Here is a 14,016-nt window from a genome sequence, read left to right as displayed (position 1 = left end):
CCCAGATTCGTATAACCGCATGCGTTAGGCCCGACAGTGTCAAAGGGCTCTTGGATGCCATCGCGACTGCTGAGACCAAAGCATCCCATGCTCAGCTGCCGTGCGTTCCGCCTTCCTGCCAAAATGGCCCAATGAGCCAACTTCAATCCCTAGAAGCTATTGAGAAGCGCCTCTGGAGCGCTGCCGACCTGCTGCGGGCCAACTCCGGCCTGGCCAGCAATGAGTATTTCATGCCCGTGATGGGCCTGATCTTCCTGCGTCACGCCTACAGCCGCTATCTGGCCGTCAGGCCGCAGATCGAAGCAACGCTGCCCAAACGCGGTGGCAAGGTCCGCGCTTTGACCCGGGAGGACTTTGGCCAGCAGGGGGCCATTTACCTGCGACCCGAAGCGCAGTTCGACCACCTCGTGAGTCTGCCGGATTCGGCCGACCGTGCCGCCGCCATCATCGCCGCGATGGAAGGAATCGAGGAGGACTACGAGTCCCTGCGCGGCGTACTGCCCAAGACCGAGTACCACAAGATCGGCAACGACGACCTGGGCGAACTTCTGCGCAAGCTCAACCCGGAAGAACTCAAGACAGCCAACGGCGACATCTTCGGCCGCATCTACGAGTACTTCCTCACCCAGTTCGCCGACCAGGGCGCGCACGACGGCGGCGAGTTCTTCACCCCGATCTCGCTGGTGCAGATGATCGCCAACGTCATCGAGCCTGCCCGCGGCACCGTGCTGGACCCGGCCTGCGGCTCCGGCGGCATGTTCGTGCAGAGCGCCAACCTGGTCGAGCGCAACTACGGCGACCCGACGAAGGCGCTGACCTTCTACGGCATGGAGAAGAACGCCACTACCATCAAGCTGGCGCAGATGAACTTGGCCGTGCACGGCCTGCAGGGCAACATCGCCGAGGCCATCAGCTACTACGCCGACCCGCACGAACTGCTGGGCAAGGCCGACTACGTGATGGCCAACCCGCCGTTCAACGTCGACGAGGTGGATGCCGAAAAGGTCCGCAAGGACCCGCGCCTGCCGTTCGGCCTGCCCGGCGTCAACAAGGCCGGCAAGGTCAGCAACGGCAACTACCTGTGGATCTCCTACTTCCACAGCTATCTGTCAAAGCGCGGCCGTGCCGGCTTCGTGATGTCCTCGCAGGCTTCCAGTGCCGGCCGCGACGAGGCCGCGGTGCGCCGCAAGCTGGTGGAAACCGGCGACGTGGACGTGATGGTCGCGATTCGCGGCAACTTCTTCTACACCCGCACCGTGCCCTGCGAGCTGTGGTTCTTCGACAAGGGCAAGCCGAAGGCGCGTCGTGACCACGTGCTGATGCTCGATGCGCGCAACGTCTACCGCAAGGTGACCCGCAAGATCCACGACTTCAGCCCCGAGCAGCTGGCCAACCTCACCAGCATCGTCTGGCTGTACCGCGGCCAGGCCGACCGCTTCCTGGCGCTGGTGCGCCGGCATCTTCTGGACGGCCTCGCTGCCGCACAGGACAGTGTCGCGTCGCTGCAGGAATACCTGGTGCAGGCGAAGGCCCGCGCCGCATCACTTGCCGGGCTTTCACGCGAGGGCGGGGATGCAACGATCCTGGCCGCATGGCAGGCCCTCGACGACGCGTTGTCCACGTTTGCCGCGGACGTGGCCGCTTACGCGATGGCGGTCGAAAAGCGGGCCGCAAAAGCCATCGCCGACAACGCCGGCAACGCCGCGTTGCGCAAGGCTACCGAACGCCTTGCGCCGCTGGCCGACACCAGCCGCGACCTCATCAAGAGCGCCGACCATCTCTACAAGCTCGCCGGCCACGTGCTGGACGCCCTAGACGGCGAGGGCAACACCCGCGACCTCAATCGCCAGCGCAAGACCACCGACGAAGCCCGCAAGGCGGCCGTGGAAGCGCTCAAGCCGGTGCGCTACTTCCACCGCCAGGCACTGTGGCTGCAGGAGCGCTTTCCCGACGCCGAACTGCGCGACGTGCCGGGGTTGGTGAAGCTGGTCAGCCGCGCCGAAATCGAGAAGAGCGACTGGTCGCTCACGCCGGGCCGCTACGTCGGCGTGGCGCCGGAGGAAGTGGACGAGGATTTCGACTTCGAGGCTGCGCTGCGCGACATCCATGTGGAGCTGAAAGGCTTGAACGAGGAGGCGGTGGAACTGGCGGCGAAGATCGTGCGCAACTTCGAGGAACTGGGGGCGTGAGTTGGCTGCGTAAGCCACTCGCTCAGGTTGCAGACCTGTGCCTCGGAAAGATGCTTGACGAGAAGAAGAACAAGGGCGATCCCATGCCCTATCTGGCGAACGTCAATGTTCGCTGGGGCGAGTTCGATCTCGACAGCCTGCGTGAAATGCGGTTCGAGCCGAACGAATTGGATCGGTACGGGTTGAAGCATGGCGATATCGTGATGTGCGAAGGCGGCGAGCCGGGCCGCTGCGCCATCTGGAAAGACGAAGTGCCGGGGATGATGATCCAGAAGGCCCTTCACCGCATTCGTCCGGGTGAGGAACTGGACTACCGGTTCCTGTATTACTCCTTTCTGTACAAGGGACGAAACGACGGGTTCAGCGGGTTGTTCACAGGCTCCACCATCAAGCATTTGCCTGGACAGAACCTGGCCAAGGTTGAGGTCCGCTATCCGTCGAGACCCGAGCAGGAGCGCATCGCCGACACGCTCTCTGCCTACGACGACCTGATCGAAAACAACCGCCGACGGATCAAGTTGCTGGAAGAATCCGCTCGTCTGCTGTACCGCGAATGGTTCGTGCACCTGCGCTTCCCCGGGCACGAGCACGTCAAGGTGGTGGATGGCGTGCCGGTGGGGTGGGAGCGGAAGTTCGTACCAGATCTGATCGCGATCAATCCCAAGGAACGCATTGAGCGGGGCAAGGAAGCATGGTATGTCCCGATGGCAGCGCTATCGGAAACAGGAATGACCGTTGATCGAGGTGACTTCGAACGACGAACAGTGCATACCACAGTGAAGTTCCGAACCAATGACGTGCTGCTCGCGCGGATCACGCCCTGTCTTGAGAACGGAAAAACAGGTTTCGTCTACTTCCTTGATGAAGGTGACATCGCTTGTGGTTCGACCGAGTTCATCGTTCTGCGTGGTACGTCGGTGAGCCCATACTTCGTTTATTGCCTGGCGCGCACGTATGATTTTCGCGAGCACGCCATCAAAAGCATGATTGGATCGTCGGGTCGACAACGGGTGCAAGTCGGTTGCTTCGACGAGTACTGGGTTGCCTTGCCGCCATCGTCGCAGTTGAGCGAGTTCGATGGTTCGGTAGCCCCCATGTTCAAGCAGATCGCAGTTCTCGATCAGCAAATCGAGAGGCTCGGCCAAGCTCGCGATCTCCTGCTCCCGCACTTGATGAGTGGAGATGTCGTGAGTTCAACGGAATCTTTGGAGGCGACATGACCAGCGGAAAGTATGATCGAAGTATCGAGTTGCGCTGTCCGACTTGTGGCGGCACTCAGTTCGAGTTCGACGACGCCGACGATACAGCATCCGTGAAATGCACGTCCTGCAGCCTTGTCATATCCCGGGAAGACCTGATCTCAGCCAACGGAGACAACATTGGCGCCCACGTCGAGCAGATCAAAGATGATGTGGCTGCTGATCTCAGGAAGCAGCTCCAGGATGCCTTCAAAGGCAGCAAGATGTTCAAGGTGAAGTGATGCCGGACATCGATTGGCAAACTGTCGCTGCGCTGCTCGCTCTCGGTTTCTCCGTTTATACCTTCCGTAAGACGTACAGCCTGGCGCAGAAGCAAGCCGAGCTGCTGGAAGATCAGAAGCGGTTGAATCGCATCCTGGTCGAGAAGGAAGAAGCTGAGGCAGCCAATGCAAGGAAGGCCGACGTATCTGCGCGCATGGTCCGGGAGTTGAAGGGATCCAAGGTCAAGGTCTTCAATGCCGGAAGGGCGGCCGCGCGGAACGTGCGGCTGGTGACCGACGAGACGGGCGGCGGATTCCAGCTGCTCAACCGAGAAATTTTCCCGCTCGAGACGTTGGAACCACAGCAAGGCGTTGATCTGCCAGCTGCCATCCATATGGGCAGCCCGGCCAAGATGCCTATCACCTTGATTTGGGACGATGGCACAGGTAATAACCACGAGAAGGTCGTCTATCTGACTCGTTAGAAGGCGACCGACCCATGCGGGTGCGGGGTAATCGTACAGGGGTGTCATGGTGGCATTGAACGAGGACACGCTGGTCCAACAGACCGCCGCCGACTATTTGCGCGACGAGCTGGGCTGGCGAAGCGAGTACGCGTACAACAGCGAAGTCCTCGGTGCGGACGGCACCTTCGGCCGCAAGTCCGAGAAGGATGTGGTGTTGACGCGCCTCTTGGGCGAGAAACTGGTTGAGCTGAATCCCGGGCTGCCGGACGTCGTCTACCAGGCCGCGCTGCGCTGGATCGTGGAGGTTGGCGCCGGCCAAGGTGCCATGCTGGCCAACCGCGAGAAATACGGACTCCTGCGCGACGGCGTGAAGGTGGAGTACCGGAAGAACGACGGCACGATGGATGCGCGCACGCTGCGCGTCTTCGACTTCGATAATCCGGAGAACAATGACTTCCTGGCCGTGCGCGAACTCTGGGTCAAAGGTGACCTGTACCGTCGCCGCCCGGACATCATCGGCTTCGTCAACGGCATCCCGCTGCTGTTCGTCGAATGCAAGAACATCCATCGAAACCTGCGCAAGGCCTACGACCAAAATCTCAGTGACTACCGCGACACCATTCCGCAGTTGTTCCACCACAACGCCTTCCTCCTGCTGGCCAACGGCAGCGAAGCGCGCATTGGCGCCTTAGATGGTGATTACGAACACTTCCACAACTGGAAGCGGCTGGAGGAGGCCGCGCCAGGCGTGGTGGACATGGAAACCCTGCTCAAGGGCGTGTGCGACAAGCGCAACTTCCTTGATCTGTTCGAGAACTTCATCCTGTTCGATGAAGTAGGCGAGCGCACGATCAAGATCGTTGCCCGCAATCACCAGTTCCTGGGTGTCAACCGTGCCATCCGCGCAGTGGGCGAGCGCGCCCGGAACCTGGGCAAGCTGGGCGTGTTCTGGCACACGCAAGGTTCGGGCAAGAGCTATTCGATGCTGTTCTTTACCCGCAAAGTGCACCGTCGCATCGGAGGCAACTACACCTTCCTCATCGTCACCGACCGCGATGACCTGGACAACCAGATCTATCAGACCTACGTGGGCTGTGGGGTGGTTGGCGAGAAGGACGAAAACCGCGCCGCCAGCGGCGCACACCTGAAGCGGTTGCTGGCCGAGCACAGGGGGTACGTGTTCAGCCTAATACAGAAGTTCAACGAACCCGTCGACCCGGATCATCCGTACTCGCGGCGCGACGACATCATCGTCATCAGCGACGAGGCCCACCGCACGCAGTATGGAACGTTGGCGCTGAACATGCGCACGGCGCTGCCCAATGCCGGCTACATCGGCTTCACCGGCACGCCGCTGATGGGCGATGACGAGGTGACGCGGCGCGTATTCGGTGACTATGTCTCCACCTACGATTTCCAGCGCGCAGTGGACGATGGCGCGACTGTGCCCCTGTACTACGACGCCCGCGGCGAAAAGCTCAAGGTAGCTATTGACGATCTAAACCAGAGGGTGGCCGACAAGTTGGCGGAGTTCGAGGATGAACTGGCCGACGATCCTGATGCACAGCGTCGCCTCGAACAGGCGATGGGACGCGATTACCACGTCATTACCGCAGGCGAGCGCCTGGATCGCATCGCCCGGGACTTCGTCAAGCACTATGCCGAAGGCTGGGAGAGCGGCAAGGCGATGTTCGTGTGTATCGACAAGCCGACCTGCGTGCGGATGCATGCGCTGATTGAGCGGTACTGGACCGAGCACATACAGGCTCTGACGCTGGAAAGGAACCGGGAGGCAGATGATCAGGAGTTGGCCCGCCGCGCCCGCCAGCTCAAGTGGATGGGTGAAACGCAGTTCGCCGTGGTTGTCAGCGAAGAGCAGGGCGAGGTCGAGCGGTTCCGCAGGCTCGGTCTGGATATCACCCCGCATCGCAGGAGGATGAAAGAAGGATGGCGCGTGCCGGGCTCTCCTAAGCCGTTGAGCATGGAGGATGCGTTCAAGAAGTCCGACCACCCTTTCCGCGTTGCCATTGTCTGCGCCATGTGGCTGACCGGCTTCGATGTTCCCAGCCTGGGCACGCTGTACCTGGACAAGCCGCTCAAAGCGCACACCCTGATGCAAGCAATCGCCCGTGCCAACCGCGTTGCCGAGGGCAAGACCAATGGCCTGATCGTGGACTACTGCGGAATCCTGAAGAACCTGCGCCGTGCACTGGCGACCTTCGCAGGGACCCGCACGGACGGCGAGCCCGGCGAAGATGAGGTCGACCCGGCCAAGCCGGAAGTGCAACTGCTGGATCGGCTTGATGCGTCGCTGGCGGAGATCAGCGGGTGGCTGGACAAGCGCGGCGTTTCGCTGGATGCGATCCTGGGCAGCACCGGGTTTGCTCGCAACAAGGCCATCCTCGATGCCAAAGAGGCCATCAACGAGAACGACGAGATGCGCAAGCGTTTCGAGTTGATGGCGCGAGACGTGTTCGTGCGGTTCAAGGCCTGCGTGCACGTAGAGGGCGTGCACGCCCGCCGCACGCGCGTGGATGCCTTGAAGATTGTCTACAAGAGCTTGCAGCAGGATGTGGACAAGAGCGATATCAGCCACATCATCGAAGCACTGCGCGGCGAGGTGGATCATGCAATCGTCACGGCCGGCGCGAAATCGGTGGACGACGGAGAGCCGGACGGGAAGAATCGTCTGTTCGATATCAGCAAGATCGACTTCGATAAGCTGATGAAGGAATTCCAGCGGAGCAAACGCAAGCACACTGCAGTCCAGAGCCTGAAAGCGATGATCGAATCCAAGCTCGCAAGGCTTCTGGCAAGGAACCCGCTGCGCAAGGATCTGCAGGCGCGCTACGAGGAGATTGTGGCCGCTTACAACCGGGAGAAGGATCGAGCGACCATCGAGGCTACCTTTCAACAGTTGTTGCTGCTGACTGAGGCCATGAGCGAGGAAGAGCAGCGGGCTGTCGAACTGGGCCTGGACGAGGAGACGCTGGCGCTCTTTGACTTGCTACGTAAGCCAGATCTGGACAAGAAGGGCGTCGAGAAGCTGAAACAGGTGGCTCAAGGCTTGTTGGATGCTTTGAAGTCGCGCCTGACCGAGATCGCCGATTGGCAAGCGACGGAGGCCAATCGGGACGTCGTACGCGTCACGATCCACGACTATCTGTACGCCGATGCGACCGGCTTGCCCGTCGATAGCTATGACGAGCGGGATGTCGATACTTTGTCCGCCGAAGTATTCCAGCACATCTGGCGGGTCTACCCGACTCTCCCTTCACCCGTATACCACTAGCCTGAAGTCGGTTCTTCTGGCGTTCGTTTGCCTTTTTCCTCAAGCTTGTTGGTTGCCCAAGCCGAGGCGCGCGCAGCGCGTATTGCGTCGAACTCTTCGAGTTTAGCGTTATCCATTGCCCTGTATAGGGCGGCTCTCAGCGCCATGCTCGCTGATACACACTCGTTCGCGCTGTCCGCTGAGTATCCAAGAGACATGAGAAGGCTAAGGCACCCATCGCGATCATCGACATCACTCGCGCTCTTCTTAAAACGCCTCATGCAGGACGTGACCCCTCGCTTGAACCTTTGAGCACTCATTGAATGCTTCTGCGTACGATACTTTTCGGCGTAAGCACTACGTTCCAACGGACAAACATCCTCTACGACGGAGCACCATAGCCCCAACTCGAGCCAAACGATTGATGGGGGCGGCACAAGGCAACTGCTACTCGCGAGCTCTGAGAGCACGAAGACCACTTTCCTTAAGGGCAACGTTAGATCACGGCGTCGAAACAGCAGGCCATCAAACTGGTTCGACTGCGAATCAAAGAGGCCCGTCGAGGCAGCCGTGGACGGATCGCATAGGATTTCCTGCACCGTCGTACCTTGAAGCGCCGCCCAGTTGAGCAGCGTCGATATGGTTGGAAGTGCTAAGTCAGGTCGCTGATTCGAGTGGTACCGAACCGCCCATTCTGGCAGCGGCGATGCTTCCGGCGGTCGGTTGCGCACATGGTGAATGAACTGCACATAGCTGCCGCTGTTCACTGGTTCGCGAGTATCACCAATCCAGCGCGCAAAAGAGAGCAGTGTCTGATTTACCCATCTGTTCTGTTTGTCACGTTCCATTAGACCATGCAGGTGCCCAAGTCTTGCACCACAATCCGTGCATTGTCGACGAGATCTGTAGGGCACGGAGAAGCTTTGACTAGAGTTGCATTCTGGACAACTCGTCTCTAGGCGAGTGTCATGAATCGGACACGCGGTAAGCATGTCGAATGCCCACAGCAACGGTTCACAGCTGGTACCTTCGTCCCAAAGGTGATAGCAGGCCGGGCACCACGCGCGACCTTCTCCGCGCACCTGCCTTCGACGCGTCCCACCCCGTCCAAGCACGTCTGCGACAACATGAAAGGTGCCGATACGCAGGTTGTCGACGCCAGTATCTCGCTCCAGGGCGGATAGAAGCTCCCTGAACTTGCTTCGAGGACCTATCCAACTGCTCGGAAAGACTGCATTACAATTTATCCCAGCCCTATCACTACTTCTGAGCAGCATACTCTCAAGCGCCCGTAGGCTCACGCAGCCGATATCTGCGATTCTGAGAGCATAGTGATGCAAAGACTCTTGCAATCCGGGGCCCGCGGTTCGGAGCGGCACGGGTGGCAGCGGCGTGAACAACGATGCACTGCAATTGCTCACAGCTCCGCTTCCACGAAGTCCCTATGGATATCTCGAAGCGCACCATTTGTGGCAGGCTTGCTGATTCTGTTGAGAAGGTCTACCTGACGCCATAGATTCGCAATGTGCGTTTCTGTTTCATACGCATCCTCTATGTCTTTTCCGCAGATTCTTCCGCTCCCCCTTCTTTTTGCGTTTATATCGGCCCTTGCGAACAACTCTTGCAGAGCTCGCATGCCAGTTGCGGTTGCGATCCCGATATCAACGATCCGATCCTGAACTGCGTTTTCGCTCTCCCATTCGTATTTTTCCGCAACGTGAAGAACTATCCGCGCAAACTCGGTAAGTTGCTCTCGGTCTCGCAGGTCGTAAGGCTTGATATAGATGCGATCCATTCTCTCGGCGATCTCGGGGCGTCCGTCCCAAAGTGCGAATCCTTCTGGAATAAGGTTGAGGATCCCCATGCACCCAACCTGATCCAGAATGCTCATCAGGTTCCAGATATGGTCCTTCGGTTCCTCGCCTCTCTGCGCCTTGCCGATCGCCGCTGCGTGCTCAACCAGAAGAAGCTTCAGGTCTCGGCCGATCGCAGCCTCGGTGAAAGCAGCCCAGTATCTTGATTCGCTCGTGTTGCTGGCAGCAGACCCCTTTCTCCACGCCGTATCCGCGTCACGGAGTGACCGCATGTATGCCTCGCTGATTTCATCCGTTGCTTCGCGGTACAGAGAGCGAAGATCTGGGCACAGTACGCTTCGATGCGCTCGAGCTGCGAATCCTTTGGCCGAGAACTTGGCATTGATATCCAGCAGGGCCATCACCTCGGTGACATGTACTTTTCCTGTTCCCCAGCTTTCAGGTGATCCGATGATTCTTCGCACGACCAAGTTTCTAAGGAACGTCTTTCCGCTACCGGGCATTCCGACTATCCCGACGAGTCTTCCGGGTGCGTGGCGGGTCAGACTGTCCTGCAATAGGATCTCGGCATGAGTGAAATGAGCGTGCGCCAACGCTTCCTTGATCATGCGGCGGCACCGGAGCGGAGATCCGACCAATTCACTGACGGATAGACAACTTGTTGTGTAGTCTTGTCTGGGCCCTCTGTTGAGGGCTTTGATTGACTGCCTTCGTCATCGGGTGCCAGGTGTTCTTTGCCCACCATCGCTTCGGACTTCTCAGCGTCTCGCCTCTCAATGGTGGCGCGCCGAACCTCCAGATTATGGGCTGCACGCTCAGAGCGCCAGATCGGCTCGCAAAGCAGCTTGAAGAGCCTGTACTCCGCGGGACGATTCAGAAGCGGAACCCCATCCCGACGGAACGCTCGGTACCACTTCTCGGCGATCTTGGCGTACACCACCGACGGATTGACGCAATCTTTCCTCAGCTCAGTAACGCGGCCAGTTAGAAGTGCTGTGTTGAGCGCGGCGCCAGAATATGTTCCCTCCGTCAAACGAATGCCCCGGGAAGCATCGATGGTACGAGGAACATCTATCTCAACGGAGGTGATCACCCTGAATGCATCGTCGAGGCTGCACGGCCGCCCTCCTTGTCCGCCCAGCTGCAGCAAGTACTCCCGCTTGTCCTCGGGACTCATGTTCTCCTGATCCCTGGTTTTGGCGAGCTCTCCGTAGTAGTAGCCTTCGAACTGCCTCACAACATAGGCGAAGTTATGGATCGCAGTTTTCCGGCTTTTCATTCGGCCATCCTTCGCCCTTCCCTTCTGGTCAGGGAGCGTGCTTCCAGCTCCTTTGTGCGCAACAAAGTGGTTCACTCGCCCTATGACATTCTCGGCCAGGCCGTTGTACCTGCTGCCTCCAGTTGGAGTCCACCGGAGCTCGATGCCAAAGTGCTCTGCGAAAGATTGGATCCACGAACCCGTGTTCTCCGGTCCGCGATCAAGCTGTATGCACCGGGGCAGGAATCCATGGCGTGAAACAAACTCTCGCATCAGAATTGCAAGGCCATCCGTTCGTGCAGGGCCGAACAGCAGGGCATGCGCCATAGGAAATCCAGTGGCACCATCGATTCCGGCATAGAACTTGGGAACGGCCGAAGGGAATAGGGTAAGGAGGTTGGCCGCAACTCTTTGATCGAAGTTGGATGAGTCGATGACGAGAGTGTGGCCGAACATAATGCTCGGGAGACTGCAGCTAGTACCGTCCGTCCTCGCCCTCTCCTTCTGGTACTGGCGGATACCGTCTACGATCAGCGTTCTACGTGTTTGGTCGGTACTTCTGATCTCTTTGTGCAGCGTGCTCTGATGTGGGGCGGGGACGTTGGCGGCAACACAACGCGCCCGCAGGTCCAGAAATGCCCCGACGCGGTCCGGATACTCGCCACGGTTCCAGCGCTCCACAACCATCGCCAATGCGGAGATCTGACCTTCTACGAGCCTCCGGCCACGGTTGCCACAGTTGCAGTGGTCGGTGAGGCATGCCTCTATGGGGCTCACGCCATTTGCGATTGCTGCATAGACGACCTTGGCCAAGGCTGCCATTCTTCTGGTCCTTGGCAGCTCACCTGAAGCGATCCTTTGGAGCCGATTCCAGCGCTTCCGCGCCGCTTCTACGTGTTCAGATTTGGCGAGCAGAAGCTTGTCAGTTATCGCGAGCTCTGCGGTTTCATTGATTTGGTCGTTCCAGAGCTCCGCATCGACGACGTCCCGGTGACCTTCCGTGCTGAACAGCAGGAACGCGTCTGCATCTCCGAGTGAGATAATCCGTTCGAGCCCATAAGCACTCATCTCCGCAAGCATGCGGGCTGCGGTTCGGATTGAGAATCCAGGAACCCGCTCTGACAACTCGTCGATTGTATGTGGTCTATGTCGTAGCAGCGTTCTCGCGGCCGCTCGGAGGCCCTTCTCGGCAACTGTGTCGACCTGCCACAGCTCGGCGTTGATGAGTTCTGCATTCTGAAGCTCAGACGCGAAGAGGCGACTTACCGCGAATACTTCTGCTTCAATTCCAAGTGTCTCGGCGTATCTCTGATGTACTGAGTTGCTCCATCGTTCATCCTTTCGCACCCACTCGTCGCTCTTCTTCGCAGCGAGTTGTTCCAATTTCTCTTCTGTCTTGCACTCAACTAGTACGATTCGGTTGGAGTAGAAGACCAGGAAGTCCAGCGTAGGATTGGTGACGTGTTTGCCGCGCTTTCCCTCGCGTGTAACGCCGGGGCAGCTGACCTGAGTTACATAGCCCACAACCTCAGGATCTCGCTCGAGGGAGTAGAAGAAGAGGCGTTCGACGGTGTGACTCTCGAGCCACCGCGGCCCACCATTCTTGAGTGATTGAACACGGCTAACTAAGTTGTTCAGGGCACCCTTCCCGGGCTTCCGGGCAGGTGCATTGGAGACCATGTCTTCGATCTGCTGAACTTGTGGCGGAGCCAAGCCCAATGTCCTGTAGATCAGCTCTCGCCGCTCCTTGGTGAACAGCTCCGCGGCACGGGCTTGCGGGAAGTCAGGACTCGGTGGCGGCATCGCCTTGCCCAAGGCTCGGGCGACGGCTTCGCTGATTACATTCGAGTTTCCAACGGTCACATCTATGGTGAGATCAAGCACGATAGGCGGTCTCAGTTCGGCTCTGTTCGGGCTGGTCCTGAACAGAAAACAGACGACTTGACTTGTCGGCCCGCCGTCATAGAGACTCGCTCTGTCACGCCAATGACTAGATACGTTTCCGGACGACGTTCCATTCTCAGAACCGGCGCCCTGCAAGGCGCCGGTTTTGTTTTCTTCGGATGCGGGTTATCTCACGCCTGCCCTCCTGACGCTTTTTGGCCCTGTGACTCGATCCAGTTCACCACGTCTTCGACATGGGCAAAGCGCCCTCTCCGACCCTCGATTCGAAATACCTTGAAGCCAAGTCGGCCGCGCTGTTCGGCGACCCGAAGTGCGTCCGTACTCTTGAAGCCCGCAAGCTTTGCAAGGTCGCTGCCGGACACTAGCGGCCCATATCTTTCAACTAGCTCCGCCTTGGTCGACATCGATGCGTTCGGCTCTGTTCGGTTATGTCAACATAAGTGCTCCTTGCACGTCATTCCACGGGAAAATGTCCATTGCGATTTTTCCAAGCGATGCGGAACCTGGGGCCGGCACAATCTTGTTGGAGCCGGCGAGGCTCCTGTACCGAGAGCTAAGTTCGGCAGCTGCAGATCTCGAACTGGCCCGTGTCTCAAGGTCGTGGAACGTCGACCAGATGGAGGCATACACAAGCCAACGCCTAGCTGGTCTCAGCAACGCAGAGGCTATTGCTGAAATTCGGCGCCGGGGAAGACCGACGCGTTGCAAGAAGACGTTCCATGCCTTGAGGGCCGGATCTTCACTGAAGCCTGGCCATGCAAGCCGCCTGCAAGCTGTACTTCCGGAGTCGAACCTCTCGCTATGGGTCTTCCATCCGGTTGGTTACGTGTTGTGCCACCCAGGCCTCAGCACAGACAAGTTGTTGTCACTTCTTAGGAAGCTGCCGACCGGACCAGTACGGGAACTGATCTGGCGATGTCCGCGCATCCAGACAAGAGGCATCGAGGCGATCGCATTGGAACCGTGGACGCACGACCTGCGCGCAGGGTTGGAGCATGTCGGAACGCCAACCGCATGGTTTGCGCTCGTGGCACGGATGCGGCTGGAGCAGCTGCTCGGCAACTTCGATGGCGGACTAGAAGGTATGCAGGTCTGCTGGAGGATGCTGCCTAGGTCTATCGCCCGTAGCCGCCACCTGCTGATCTCGAAGGACACCCTGATTGCTGCCGTCGACTACTTCTTAAGCTGGCAGCCGTTTGCAGATGCCAGGCTTTTTGAGTTGCCCCGAGTCAGCGGTTCAATCGGTCGCCGTGCTGCAGTAATTGAATGCGAGCAGATGTGGCAGAACAACCGCTCCGTCCCGCACGAGCTGAAGCTTCATCGTCGGCAGCTTCTTAAGCCCGAGATGATTCCGGAATGCGGTGCCGGGTGGAGTTGGTGGGATACATTCTTCTCGCCCGGCCCGCTTGATCAAGAGCGCTACAAATAGGTTTATTTCAAGGACCTTCTGGCAAGTGTGGAGCTCCCTTCCGCCGCTCGCTAAGATCAACCCTTTTAGTAATGACAAACCTTCGCCACCTCGGCAGGTCCATTGAGCGGAACTACCCCCCGTTCGACCATACTCAATATGACAGTTACCGACTGCAGGGCGCCGTCCGTAGCGCCATTCCTTGCTCAGTCATCCTAGAATGAGATCGGGTTGCGTGGGTATCC

General features: G+C 58.9%; 9 protein-coding genes. 6 read left to right on the top strand and 3 right to left on the bottom strand.

What is annotated here, in order from left to right:
• Positions 1-131 precede the first annotated feature (131 nt).
• From ACFONC_RS09150 to ACFONC_RS09130, 5 genes are read left to right on the top strand one after another with little or no spacing between them, the layout of a single operon-like run.
• Positions 132-2,189 (top strand): class I SAM-dependent DNA methyltransferase, encoded by a 2,058-nt coding sequence (locus tag ACFONC_RS09150; RefSeq protein WP_386743416.1) that lies wholly within the window; start codon positions 132-134, stop codon positions 2,187-2,189.
• Complete coding sequence (locus tag ACFONC_RS09145) at positions 2,186-3,409, top strand: restriction endonuclease subunit S (RefSeq protein WP_386743415.1); 1,224 nt, start codon at positions 2,186-2,188, stop codon at positions 3,407-3,409. The genes ACFONC_RS09150 and ACFONC_RS09145 overlap by 4 nt, the downstream gene beginning before the upstream one ends.
• A complete protein-coding gene (locus tag ACFONC_RS09140; RefSeq protein WP_386743414.1) occupies positions 3,406-3,669 on the top strand; it encodes an ECs_2282 family putative zinc-binding protein in 264 nt (87 codons plus the stop codon). Before ACFONC_RS09145 ends, ACFONC_RS09140 begins: the two co-directional genes overlap by 4 nt.
• A complete protein-coding gene (locus ACFONC_RS09135) occupies positions 3,669-4,133 on the top strand; it encodes a hypothetical protein (protein WP_386743413.1) in 465 nt (154 codons plus the stop codon). The genes ACFONC_RS09140 and ACFONC_RS09135 overlap by 1 nt, the downstream gene beginning before the upstream one ends.
• A gap of 49 nt (positions 4,134-4,182) precedes the next feature.
• Complete coding sequence (locus tag ACFONC_RS09130) at positions 4,183-7,407, top strand: type I restriction endonuclease subunit R (protein ID WP_386743412.1); 3,225 nt, start codon at positions 4,183-4,185, stop codon at positions 7,405-7,407.
• Here ACFONC_RS09130 and ACFONC_RS09125 read toward each other — a convergent pair.
• Genes ACFONC_RS09125 through ACFONC_RS09115 form a run of 3 tightly spaced genes read right to left on the bottom strand, consistent with a single transcriptional unit; the run spans position 7,404 to position 12,342 of the window.
• Positions 7,404-8,765 carry a TniQ family protein gene (locus ACFONC_RS09125; RefSeq protein WP_386744622.1) on the bottom strand — a complete coding sequence of 454 codons (1,362 nt, stop codon included), beginning with the start codon at positions 8,763-8,765 and terminating at the stop codon, positions 7,404-7,406. The two genes, ACFONC_RS09130 and ACFONC_RS09125, sit on opposite strands and share 4 nt — an antisense overlap.
• A 38-nt stretch (positions 8,766-8,803) precedes the next feature.
• Positions 8,804-9,808, bottom strand: a complete 1,005-nt coding sequence (locus tag ACFONC_RS09120; protein WP_386743411.1) for a hypothetical protein — start codon at positions 9,806-9,808, stop codon at positions 8,804-8,806.
• Positions 9,805-12,342: an integrase catalytic domain-containing protein gene (locus tag ACFONC_RS09115; RefSeq protein ID WP_386743410.1), complete on the bottom strand. Its 2,538-nt coding sequence runs from the start codon at positions 12,340-12,342 to the stop codon at positions 9,805-9,807. The genes ACFONC_RS09120 and ACFONC_RS09115 overlap by 4 nt, the downstream gene beginning before the upstream one ends.
• 637 nt (positions 12,343-12,979) lie before the next feature.
• Here ACFONC_RS09115 and ACFONC_RS09110 point away from each other — a divergent pair.
• Positions 12,980-13,792, top strand: a complete 813-nt coding sequence (locus ACFONC_RS09110) for a hypothetical protein (RefSeq protein WP_386743409.1) — start codon at positions 12,980-12,982, stop codon at positions 13,790-13,792.
• Positions 13,793-14,016: the final 224 nt, after the last annotated feature.

The organism is Luteimonas soli, assembly GCF_042648865.1.
GTDB classification, from domain to species: Bacteria; Pseudomonadota; Gammaproteobacteria; order Xanthomonadales; family Xanthomonadaceae; genus Luteimonas; species Luteimonas soli.
This window is presented reverse-complemented; position numbering and strand designations above follow the sequence as displayed.